Raw genomic sequence first — 11,625 nt, 5'->3', positions numbered from 1 at the left:
ATCAACAAAAAAGGGTGAAAAAGGGAGAAATTTAATGAAGTCTAAATTTAACGAAAAGAGATCGTAAATACCGCGCCTTCGTCGGAATTTGCAGCGCTTATGCTCCCTCCATTTTTTTCGATTATCATCTTGCTCATATATAGCCCTAGCCCGCTGCCCTGCTGCTTTGTCGTAAAGTGCGGCTCAAAAATTTTATCTAGCTGCGCTTCATCGATGCGGCTTGCGTTATTTTCGATCGTAATCACTCGCTCGCCCTGCTTTAAAAACGAGCGAATTTTAATCTCACGCCGTTTAAGCGGCACGTCCAAAAACGCCTCTTTTGCGTTGTTTATGATGTTTATGAGCACCTGGATGAGCTCGTTTACGTTGCCATAAAGCGTGAAATTTTCCTCTATCCGCACGCTTATGTCGATGACGTGCTTTTTAAGCGAGGCATTTAAAATTTTACGCGCCTGCTCGATCGCCTCGCTGGCGCTAAATTCTTTCTTTGGCATATTCGGATTGAAGAAATTTTTAAAATCTTCGATCGTATCGCTCATAAATTTCACCTGCTCGCCCGCGTCTTTTATGCCGCCTTCGAGCCTCTCTTTTGATAGCTTGCCCCGCTCGCTATAAAGCTCTAAATTTATGAGCGTGGAGCTGATCTGCGATAGTGGCTGGCGCCACTGGTGCGAGATATTGCCGATCATCTCGCCCATGAGCGCTAGGCGGCTTTGATTTATCAGTAAAAGCTGAGTTTGCATCTTTAAGGTCTCGTTTTTTTTGTGAATTTTATAGATACAAAATATGCAGATCAAAAACACTGCAAGCACGCTTAGACCGCTAACGACAAACTCTTTGGTGTGATAGAGCAGAATGCTTTTTATCGGAATTTTAAAGCTTATCATCGCGATCGTATCGCCTAGGCCGCCTTTGAAATTCCCCACATCGCCGTAGAGCTCTTGCATCTTTTTAGGTGCTGCGTTGATGCTGTGGCATTCGGTGCACGAAGGCTGGGAGTTTGTTATCGGTAGGCTTAAAAGATACGAGGCGCCACCTTTATCATAGATGACTCTGGAGTATTCTTTATATTTGTTTTCTTTAAAGCCCTCTAAAATTTCATTCTCAAACTCGCTTCCCTCGTGCTCTGGATTGAGCGGATCGGTAGCGACGAGCTTGTAGTCGTAGTTGATGTTTTCTTTGGCGAGCTGAATTTTATAAATTTCGCGCGTTATGTAGGTCGAGGACATCAGCCTCGGATCGAAAAATTCCTCGCTTAGAAGCTTTTTTTCTTTAAGTTCGTTTATTAGCGGGCGCTGCACGGTCGAGACGTAATCGCGCACCGCATTCATCGTATCTAGGATGTAAAACGCCTCGCGCCTCGTATCCTTTAGCGCGAGCTCGCGGTAGAAGTTAAAAACCAACGCCGTGATTACGATATATAGCAGCACAAAAACCGCTACGATAAATTTAAATTTATACTTCAAAGAGATACCCCACCGCATATAAATTTTTGATCACGTCCTTGCCGATCTTGCGGCGCAGCTCTTTGACGATCGCCTTGATCGCCTCCTTGCTGGGCTGCTCGAACTCCCACATATAGCCGAATAGCTGCTCGTAGGTTACGGTTTGATTTTTGCGCGCTAAGAAGTACTCCAAAAGCTTGCTCTCGCTTTTGGAAAGATGACAGGCGCTGTCTTTGACGTAGATGATCTTTTTGGCAAAATCATACTTCAACTCACTGCTTATGCTAAATATCGGCGCGTGATTTATCAGCTCCGCAGCGACGTCTTGCAGCGCCTTTATAAAGGCGTTTTTGTCGTACGGCTTAGGCAAATACCTAGTGATCTTAAGCTCCACCGCCCGCCACAGATACTCCTGCTCGGTGTGGCTCGAAAGTATCACGATTGGCACTGAGATGCCGGCAGCTCGGATCTTTTTAACGACCTCTAGCCCGTCCATATGCGGCACGCCGATATCAAAAACCAGTGCGTCGTACGAACCGCTCATCGCCTCATCAAGCGCCTCCAGTCCGTCCTTAACTCCCACTACTTCGCCGAAAAACAGCTGCAGCGATTCGGTTATATTTTTTAAAATCCCAGGCTCATCCTCTAGGCAAAGAACCCTTTTATTGGACAAAACGTCCAATAATTCGCAATCTTGCATTCTCTATCCGCCTCCAAGCTTAGTGCATTTCATTCTTAATCGTCTCTTAAAATATAACTAGACTTAGATTATATAAATTTAGCATTAAACTAACGTTAAAAAATATACCAAAGCGGTTTGCACGCAAATTTAAACCTGCAACCGCCTATGTGCGAGCTTTGCGCCTGCATAAGTCGGCTTAAAAGATCACAAGAACGTAAAAAGGTGGGGCGATAAGCTTGATATTAAATTTTACCGCCTCGCAAGCGGCATATGAAAGGCGGTAAAATTTTATTTGAGAGGTGCTTGCATATGCATTTCGCAGACAAAGACAATCAAATCATAAAGATCTATTAGCTCCGCAGCTCGGCGGGATAGAATTTTAAAATTTAGCCCAAGCCGGGCATACTAAAGTTAATGTGAATGCTCCATCTTTGAGTGATCCATGCCACCATGATCCATGTTCTCCATCGAGCCATGATTCATATGCGAATGATCCATCCCCTCCATCGAACCCATATCGTGGCTCATCCCGCTCATCGAGCCATGATCCATCATAGAACGTTCCATGCCGCTCATACCTGGATCGGTCATTCCAAAAATCATCGCGACGTGTCCTAGCACCAAAAATACAATCAGCGCCAAGAAATGAAATTTAAGCCTAGCTCTAAATTCCGCTCCTTTTGCGATAACTCCGAGCTCCAAAAGTAGCAGTACTAGCGCAGGCAGCGCCGCCGCTACGTATGCCGCCAAAGCTAAGGTGTCCGCAGCGCCACGTAAATGAATGACGGGCAAAATTTTAACCGCTACGTAAATAATTAATATCGTAAAATAAGCGCCGAGAATGATGCTAAGGCATTTATTGATTTTTAGCGCCAAAGAGCCCTCCTTCGCGCGGTACAAGCTAAAAAATTCGCTCGCTACTATCGCTTCTGCTAAGCCCATCGGCACCGCCATAAATAAAATCAAATTCCACGGCTGATTTGCCATCAAAAGTTCCATGTAATTCGTCATTGCCATGTTTTCTCCTTATTTTGGTTTAAAGGGCGTAATTCTAGCAGCTTTCGGTAAAAAATTTTAAAACAATAGATAAGATTAAGTGCGCCTTTAATCTTATCTTTCCGTAAAACGATTTGGGCTGCGTCTTAAAACTCGCTCACAAATATTAAATTTATCTCGCCTCGCACGCCGCCTCTTCGTATCTAACGTGAAATTTAGAAAATTTATATTTGCAGATGCAGATACATTAAATTTATCCGAAACGCTTTAAATTCCGTAAAATTTCAGTTTTGTAAAGATAAAATTACGAAATTTTTTAAAAGGATTTAGAATGAAAAATGTCCTATTGTTTGTCTGCGCGGCGCTGATTATATGCGGCTGTTCTAACTCGGAGCATCCAGAGCCCGGCGTTTCGCATTGCAGCGAGCCTAAAATGGATGAAGCATCGCATCAAATGATTCAAATTTGCGGCGAAAGCGAGGATCCGCAAATCGAAAATATGCAGTGCAACGAAAACGGACTTTGCTTCGGCACCGCAAAAATCAGATAGCCGAAGCGTCTTGCGGGTGCCAGCGCTAAATTTAACTATTTTAAAGCCGAAACCGAACGCCCGCAAGCGGTCTAGGCCACGCTTTAAAATTTCGCCCGCAATTTAAATTTAGACCCGCTTCACGCGCTGATGCATTTTATCTATCTTATTTTTAGTTGCGTCCGCCGATTGATCGAGCTGCTCTTGGCGCAATAAAATTTTAAAATTTCATCGCCAAGCACGGCGCATAATTAGGATTTAAAAGTAAGCGCGGCTCAAATTTCATAAGTTTAAAATTTTAAAGCGACATGCAATTTAAAATTTCAGGTCTCTCAAATGCTAGCGGTGCAAAATTTTGCGCAAGCTCAAAATCCGCGCTAGGAGATTTCATGCCGCTGCAAAATTTCTAGATCACAACTCCGCTCGGTAGAATTTTTTTGGCGGTGCAGATGGAGGCGCAAAATCTGTGCCACGCAACCTTGCACGGATCACACCCGCCCAAATTCCTACGCCGCACGCCGAGACTCATAATCTAATCTCGCTACAAGATCGCTTGCAAAATAGTGCAGTATCCTTAGTCGCATAGCGCAGCCTTGCTCACTGTGTGGTCGAGGTCCGTAGCTGTAGTGCGAAATGGCGTGGAATTCTTTGTTGCGCGGTCGAAGTTCTCAGCCCGCAAAAAGGCGCGATATCCTCTCGACGGTGTAAGTTTATAATCTAACTCACGCCTCAGAATTCCCCCTCAAACTCATTGCTTAAAATTTCGTCTCAAAAAATCACGTATTAAAAATTCCGCTTTATCTTTACGGCTTAAAATTTCGTACGGATCGCACCGAGCGAAATCTTGCCACTGCGCGACGTAATCTTAAAATTTCAGCGGCGAACTCGCCGCATATTAAATTCTGCTTCATTATTACGACTTAAATTCTATCACAAGCCCGCAGATTTAAAATTTTACTTCAAACGACGCCGTGAAATTTCTACCCTCCCTAGATACATATTCTCTCGGTGCCTGCGCCGCTCGCACTTAGCGGCGACGCTATATCTTTGCCGATAGCAATCCTCGCACAGGGCGCCTGCCACAGCCCATAGAAAATAAAGTGCGCCTCTTTCGTAATCGTAGCCTCTAAAAAAATTTTAAGCGACCGCAAAATTTTAAAATTTAAAAGCAGCCTTCGATTAAGCCGATTTTTATAAATTTGGATTTGCTTTGTAGCAGCGCAATCTGGTGAGTAAGGCGTAACTCTAAGTTACGCAGCTAGCTTTACACCAGCTGCTTAAACATTTCGATCTGCTCCTTCGTAAGCTCGATCAAATCATCGTTTGCGTATTTAAGCGATGTCTCCAGACTTGCGATGAGCTCCTTACGGACGAAGCTCACGCTAAAAAGCGTCGCCCAAAATCGCGCTCCACTGCCCGTGTTTGGATCCTCCAAGACCGCTCTAATCGCAGCTACCGCAGCAGCATCGTCCGCCGCGCCCAATACCTCGTCCACGAGCGGATATTCACCTGCGCCGTCGCCCTCGTTTAGCGAGCGCAAAAGCGGCTCAAGCGCCTCGTCGCAGGGATTATCACGCAAAAACTCCCGTACCGCGCGAAACTCTGCCACAAGCTGATCCGAAAGCTGCGCAGGCATCGGCTGATGAAGTCTCAAAAAGTCTAATGCCGTTTGCTTGTCCATAAAATTCCTTTTAAATGATATGCGCGATTGTAGCTAATTTTGGATTGCAAAGAGATAAATTTACTCTAATTTATCAGCTACTTCCGTCATAAATTCTCAATAATCTTAAATAATTAGATAGTGATTTTGTAGTGGCTTTTAGGGCGATTTTCGATGGGCTTTGCGCGGATTACAAAATAAAATTCCAAAATTTTATCCAAACAAAAAAGCCCCTGCGAAGTACAGGGGCTTACAAGCTTGATCTGTTTAGTCCGGCAAAATTTAGCAGACTAAGAAGGATTATTCCTCGATCTTGCCGGTTTTGATGCGGCGCTCGTAGATTTCGCGCATCTCTCTGATATCATTTTTGACCTCGAATACGCCGTGCCAATGCGAATAATCAGGTCCGCCCATTAGCGCGCCTTGACGCATTCTGCGACCCTCGTGGTGCCATGAAACATAGTAGATTCGCTGGAACGCATCCGCCCAAGGATCGTCTTTTAGAAGTTTCTTTTCCTTAAGTTCTTTTAGCATCTTAGTCGCTTCGTCGTTGTAAACATTATATAGAAGTACCTGCTTATCGCCTACCTCAAAGAAATTATTAGTGTGGGTGCTTGCGTGGCACTCTTTGCATACTTGCTTCATCTCGGCACGCGCCGCCTCAGGACCGTTTAGATTACCTGCCAAAGGATTGCCAACGTTTAGTTTGCCGGTATTTAAAAACTCGCTTACCGCAGTCTCATTACCGCCGGTGCGTAGATTGCTCTTAGGCTGCCACAAATTCCACTTCAAGCGTTGAGATACGTTGTGAGTGGAGTTTAAATCGCCCACACCGCCGCTAATATGGCAGGTCGCGCATGTAGGAGCGCGGTAATCAGGAACCGCCCAAGTACCAGGAGCGCTATCGAATTTCCACTCATTGCCTTCAGCGTTAAATACGTGTCCGTGCATTGAGTTGTTGTAAATTTCGATATCCGGATGATCAGGTCCTAAGTGGCAAGATGCGCAAGCAGCAGGCTTACGAGCTTCGGCGATCGAAAATTTATGACCCGAGTGGCACGATTTGCATCCACCTACGCTACCGTCCGGATAAACCGTACCGATGCCGTAAACGGGCCAGGTCTCTTTGGTAGGCTTGTTATGCTCATCCATTTTAACGACGCTACCGTGGCATTGAGAGCAGCCGGTAATATCAGGTGCATGTTTAAGATCAGGGATATCACGTCCTTCGTAGTGATACATTAGATCAACCATTCCTTTGTTGGCTTGCATTTGCATAGCGCCTCTTGCGTGACCGCTGTTTTCAAACTCTTTAACCTCGTTGCTGTGGCATTTGGCACAAGTTTTTGGGCTAACTAGCACCGAAATATGATTGTCTGTGTCTTTCGGATGCGGCTCTTTAGCTGCCATAGGGCTATCTGCTGGCTGCGAGTGGCAGTCGGTACAGCTAACGCCTACGTGAGCGTGGCGGCTCATCTTCCAATCCGCAACGACGCCCGGAGTTTTTTCGGCATGGCACTCGACGCAGCGTCTAGCTAGCGGCGTAAGCTGCCTATTTACCTTTAAATTCTTCGTAAGACTAACGTTTACAGAATTGCTTACGTTCGCGTCCGACGCGGACATATTCGCATGCTGCGCGGGCATTTCTGCGAATGCAAACGATGCGATACAGGCTATTAAAATAGCGACTTTTTTTAGCATTGCTTCTCCTTTACTTGGTTTTGTTATTTTCTCGGTTGTATTTATCCCAATATTTGGTAATCTCTATACCCATATTTTTGTGACCGACGTTTTCGTGGCACTGCACGCAGGTTTTGCCGGTAGTGCCCGCGAAATAATCCCTATGCGCGAGCCAGGCTTTATTTACTTGGTTATTCTGCTCTTTTAAATTTCGATGGCAGCTTAGACAGCCGCTTTCATAAACGAAATGATTTCGCTCCTTGCGTTTTTTTTGCCAGTCGATCTTATCGGCATCGGTAAAGACCGTCTTGTAGACATCATTTGCGGAGGTTAGAGCTTTGGTCCAAAGATACATAAAGGTATTTTCATGAGAAACGTGACAGGCGACGCAATCGGCCTTGAAGCCTTGCGGGTTATTGCCGCCGTGAACATCGTTGTGAAATGCGTTTGCCATCGGCTGCATCGTATGACAGGATACGCAGAATTTATCGGTGCCCGTAAGGTGAACCATCTCCGCAATCCCAAGAGAAAGTATCATTCCTATAAGCACACAAGCGCCCACGAGCAGCACAAGAGTTTTCTTTTTCATAGGTTTCCTTGATTTTAAAATTTCTTCGCAAAATTTTTAGTATTTGATAATTCGAAAAGTGGTATTTTATTATAAAAAGATTAAAAACCGCTTATTTTCTAGCCTTTTGTTAAAATTTATTAAATGAAGATAAAATTTTAAACTAAGTTTTTAGTTTAACGGAATATAATCCATTAAAATTTCAATACAAGGAGAGATCATGAAAACGATCCAAGCGGCTGAGATTACAAAAGTAGTCAGCGAGCTTTGCAAAAAAGCCTGTTATCACGTCACGCCCGATATGCGCGCGGCATTTGAGAAAGCGCGCGAGAACGAGACTTCGCCTATCGGTAAAGATATCTTAGGCAAGCTCTTGCAAAATGCCGATTTGGCAGCGAAAGAGGTCGCGCCGATCTGCCAAGATACCGGTATGACGGTGGTTTTTGTCGAACTCGGTCAGGATGTGCATATCGAGGGTGGATATTTGGAGGACGCTATCAACGCAGGCGTCGCGGACGGCTACGTAGGCGGCTATCTGCGTAAATCCGTGGTCGCAGAGCCGCTTTTTGAGCGTAAAAACACCACAAACAATACCCCCGCAGTCATCAATACACGTATCGTCCCCGGAGATAAGCTTAAGATAAAAGTAGCCCCGAAGGGCTTCGGTAGCGAGAACAAATCGGTGCTAAAAATGCTCGTTCCTGCAGACGGCATCGAGGGGGTAAAAAAGGTATTTTTAGAGGCGGTCAAATACGCAGGTCCTAACGCTTGCCCTCCTATGGTCGTAGGTGTTGGTATCGGCGGCACGATGGATAAGGCGGCGCTTTTAGCCAAGCAAGCCGCGGTTCGCTCGATCGACAGCAGAAATCCCGACGAGCGCTACGCCAAGCTAGAGGATGAGCTGCTGGAGATGGCGCGCGCTACTGGCGTCGGTCCGCAGGGCTTGGGCGGCATAAATACCGCCGTTAAGGTAAATGTAGAGTGGTATCCGACCCACATAGCAGGGCTTCCGGTCGCCGTTAATATCAACTGCCACGCGGCTCGCCATGCCGACGCCGAACTATAAGGAGGAAATCATGTCAGAAGTTAAAAGAATTACCGCACCTTTCGATAAAAGCGTAGTAAAAAGCCTAAAGGCGGGCGATAACGTACTAATCAGCGGCACCATCATCGCAGCTCGCGATGCCGCGCACAAGGCTCTAACCGAAACCCTCGCTCGCGGCGAGAAGCTACCCGTAAACTTAGCCGGCGAGACGATATATTATCTGGGGCCGACCCCTGCCAAACCAGGCCAGGCAATCGGTGCTGCAGGACCTACGACTAGCGGGCGTATGGACAAATACACTCCTACGATGATAAACGAAGTAGGCATCAACGGTATGATCGGCAAGGGCTACCGCAGCGACGCCGTCGTTGAGGCGATGAAAAAATCAGGCTGCGTCTATATGGTCGCTATCGGCGGTGCGGGCGCGCTGATTAGCCAAAGCATCAAAAAATATGAAGTGCTGGCCTATCCAGAGCTAGGACCTGAGGCGGTCGCGCGACTTACGGTCGAGGATTTCCCCGCTATCGTAGCGATCGATAGTGAGGGCAATAACTTCTACGAAGTCGGACAGGCGCCTTATAGAAAAATCTAAATTTTGCTAGCGGCGTCTGCGCTGTGCTCTTTGCAGCACGGGCGTCCGTAAATTTATCTACGTTCGCTCACAGGCGCTCGTAAATTTTGCGGCATAAACTACGGCGTCTATTTTGCGAAATTTTACGCTGCCGCGCAGATGAAATTTTGTAGCGAAATTTAAACGCGTTCGTAAAATTTTATCTCCATTCGCGGCACGGAATTTTTAAAATTTCGCGCCGCTTAAATTTATACCGAAATCCCGTCTTTGCTCCATTTAAACAATCCGCCGCTAAATTTAGCCGCAAATTTATCCAAGTCTAAATTTTAAAATTTCGTCGCCGTTCGTAAGCAAATTTAAAGCCCGCAAGCGTCATAATCCATCTTAAATTTAAAAGGGGCAAAATGAGCGCAAGCGAGCTGGAGCAGATCAGGCTGGGGCTTTTGTATAAGGCGAAAAGAAATACGATCTTCGCGGCGGCGTGCATGCTCGGCTACGGTGCGTTTTCGGTATGCAAACTGCGCGACGGAGGAGGCATGGCGGATTTGTTGCCGCTTATCGGATTATTCGCGGTTGTTCTTATAGTAGCCGTTTTGTGCGATGAAAGCTCCATAAAAGCTAAGATAATCTACGCTGCCTGCCTTTTTGCTATGAGCCTATTTTTAAACGATTTACAAAATCGCCCCACGATTTCCAAATATATCTTACTCGCGATTATAATTTTAATCTTGGCTGCTTCGAGCTTATTCGTATTGTTTAGAGGCTTTAAACAAGATTATTCGGTAAAATTTCAGTGCGCTTTTAAAGAGCACTATCTAATGCCTTATTTCAAGGCGTTCGGCTATCGATACGATATTGGAGGCAGTATCGATCCCGCCAAGCTTAAGCTCTCGGGGCTCTTTTTTCGACTAGATAAATTCAAAGGCGGCAACGACAGGGTCTCGGGCGTTTATGACGGCGTGAAGTTCGCATTTTGTGACGTAAGTTTATTTAATAGATTTTCGGAAAGCGAAATCCTCGGCACCTTTTTCTACGCGGAATTTAACAAACGCATAAGTGCCAAAACCCTGATTTTTCCCGCTCGCGCCGGCGCGCCGAACACCCTCGGGCTAAAAAAGATTGATATGGACGATGCGGAGTTTAACGCCGCCTTCGCCGTGTATTGCGAGGACGCGACGAGCGCGATGTATATTCTAACACCCGCCTTTATGCGGAGGCTCTTGCGCTTCGCAGGCGCCGTGGCCGCGCCCGTTAGCCTTAGCTTCGCAGATAGCAAAATTTATATTTTCGTAAATACGGGGCGCGATAATTTCGAGCCCGACATCGACGAAAGCGTGCTACGCCGCGACCCTGCCGCGCAGCTCAAGCGCGAGCTTTCGCACTTTTTAGCGATCGTAAAAAACCTAAAACTAAACGAAAAAATTTGGAGCTAGCGCACGGCTCGCCGTGGCTTTGCGTGTCACAGCCTCGCGCACTATAACTTCACACGCCGTGCTGCGGCTCCACATGCTACAGCTCTGCGCACCTTAAAATTTGAAATTTTAAAATTCCGCTTTTTGATTTCGTGCTTTGGAATTTCACGCGCCTTGAAATCCCGCACGCTTTGAATTTAAAATTTTAATCCACGCCGAGGAATTCTGCAGCGTAAAATTTAAAATTCTGAAATTAAAATCCGCGCCTTGAAATTTTATGCTTTAAAATTTAGAATTTTAAAATTTCGCAGCCGAAGTTTTACGCGCCTGAATTTTGAAATTTTGCCGCGCCTTTAAATTTACAGCTCCAAAGCCTTGAAATTTAAAATCCAAATCCGCTCGCTACGGAATTCTGCGAAATTGCGAAATTTGAAATTCCTTGAAGTTGCAAAATTCCGCGAGGCTGCCGTTTGGAATTTACCTTTCAAAGCATAAGGCTAAGCAGCAGTAAAAATCCGATGAAGCTTAGAGCGTTGCCGAAGGAGCCGCCGATATGATCACCGAGCCACGTCAGCACGAGCGCGCCGCCTAGACGCAGACCTATTTGTAGTGCCACGCTCGCGATAAAATCTATCACGCGCCGAAGCCCGCTGCGCGTATCGCCGAGCTTCATGCCGCGGCTTTGATTCCACAGTCCGCTTACGCGGTAGTCTTTGTAGCGGGCACGAAGAATATCGCCGTTTTGCAGCTCAAAGCTCTGCGAAGCGTCCTTCGCCTTGGCGGGCGCCGAAACTTCGGCGGAGCGGGCGGAATTTATAGAATTTGCTGCGTTAGTAGAATTTGCAGAGCTTGTGGAATTCGCTGATTTCGCAAAATTCTTGATGCTCGCAGAATTTGTGGAATTTTTTGCGTCTAAATTCTTAAATTTCATGCAATTTTCGCCGTCCGCAAGCTCCGCCAAATTTTGATCTGCGCGTAGCGCGCCGGAGACGATCTGCCGCTTGCTATCGCCCGATAAATACAGCCCGTCCAGCGCG

The 11,625-nt window shown here is 46.2% G+C and carries 11 protein-coding genes; 4 read left to right on the top strand and 7 right to left on the bottom strand.

Going from position 1 to position 11,625, the window contains the following annotated elements; all coding sequences use genetic code 11:
* Positions 1-47: 47 nt before the first annotated feature.
* The 3 genes from Q0393_RS02460 to Q0393_RS02450 all read right to left on the bottom strand — a co-directional run bounded on the left by Q0393_RS02460 (position 48) and on the right by Q0393_RS02450 (position 3,144).
* Positions 48-1,466, bottom strand: a complete 1,419-nt coding sequence (locus Q0393_RS02460; RefSeq protein WP_298977616.1) for a DUF3365 domain-containing protein — start codon at positions 1,464-1,466, stop codon at positions 48-50.
* Positions 1,456-2,145, bottom strand: coding sequence for a response regulator transcription factor (locus Q0393_RS02455; protein ID WP_298977611.1), 690 nt, complete (start codon positions 2,143-2,145; stop codon positions 1,456-1,458). Before Q0393_RS02455 ends, Q0393_RS02460 begins: the two co-directional genes overlap by 11 nt.
* Before the next feature lie 393 nt (positions 2,146-2,538).
* Positions 2,539-3,144, bottom strand: a complete 606-nt coding sequence (locus Q0393_RS02450) for a DUF6803 family protein (protein ID WP_298977608.1) — start codon at positions 3,142-3,144, stop codon at positions 2,539-2,541.
* 310 nt (positions 3,145-3,454) lie between these two features.
* On the opposite strand from Q0393_RS02450, the gene Q0393_RS02445 reads away from it, so the two are divergent.
* Complete coding sequence (locus Q0393_RS02445) at positions 3,455-3,673, top strand: hypothetical protein (RefSeq protein WP_298977607.1); 219 nt, start codon at positions 3,455-3,457, stop codon at positions 3,671-3,673.
* A 1,243-nt stretch (positions 3,674-4,916) separates the two neighbouring features.
* Here Q0393_RS02445 and Q0393_RS02440 read toward each other — a convergent pair.
* The 3 genes from Q0393_RS02440 to Q0393_RS02430 form a co-directional block, all read right to left on the bottom strand.
* Positions 4,917-5,333 (bottom strand): hypothetical protein, encoded by a 417-nt coding sequence (locus Q0393_RS02440; protein WP_298977605.1) that lies wholly within the window; start codon positions 5,331-5,333, stop codon positions 4,917-4,919.
* A gap of 279 nt (positions 5,334-5,612) precedes the next feature.
* Positions 5,613-7,013, bottom strand: a complete 1,401-nt coding sequence (locus Q0393_RS02435; protein ID WP_298956067.1) for a multiheme c-type cytochrome — start codon at positions 7,011-7,013, stop codon at positions 5,613-5,615.
* Positions 7,014-7,023: 10 nt separating this feature from the next.
* Entirely contained in the window at positions 7,024-7,581 is a 558-nt protein-coding gene (locus Q0393_RS02430; protein ID WP_298977603.1) for a NapC/NirT family cytochrome c, read from the bottom strand.
* 199 nt (positions 7,582-7,780) lie between these two features.
* On the opposite strand from Q0393_RS02430, the gene Q0393_RS02425 reads away from it, so the two are divergent.
* From Q0393_RS02425 to Q0393_RS02415, 3 genes are all read left to right on the top strand, one after another.
* The gene (locus Q0393_RS02425; RefSeq protein WP_177389397.1) at positions 7,781-8,626 is read left to right on the top strand and encodes a fumarate hydratase; all 846 of its coding nucleotides are present in this window, start codon (positions 7,781-7,783) and stop codon (positions 8,624-8,626) included.
* A 10-nt stretch (positions 8,627-8,636) separates the two neighbouring features.
* On the top strand, positions 8,637-9,197 hold the full coding sequence (locus tag Q0393_RS02420) for a Fe-S-containing hydro-lyase (protein ID WP_040303892.1): 561 nt from the start codon (positions 8,637-8,639) through the stop codon (positions 9,195-9,197).
* A 383-nt stretch (positions 9,198-9,580) separates the two neighbouring features.
* Positions 9,581-10,609 carry a DUF3137 domain-containing protein gene (locus Q0393_RS02415; RefSeq protein ID WP_298977602.1) on the top strand — a complete coding sequence of 343 codons (1,029 nt, stop codon included), beginning with the start codon at positions 9,581-9,583 and terminating at the stop codon, positions 10,607-10,609.
* 463 nt (positions 10,610-11,072) lie between these two features.
* Here Q0393_RS02415 and Q0393_RS02410 read toward each other — a convergent pair.
* Positions 11,073-11,625: hypothetical protein (locus tag Q0393_RS02410; RefSeq protein ID WP_298977600.1), on the bottom strand; the 553-nt coding region annotated here is incomplete at its 5' end.

The organism is uncultured Campylobacter sp. (assembly GCF_938015785.1).
Classification (GTDB): Bacteria; Campylobacterota; Campylobacteria; order Campylobacterales; family Campylobacteraceae; genus Campylobacter_B.
The sequence above is the reverse complement of the archived record's forward strand: the minus strand, read 5'-3'. Positions and strand labels throughout refer to the sequence as shown.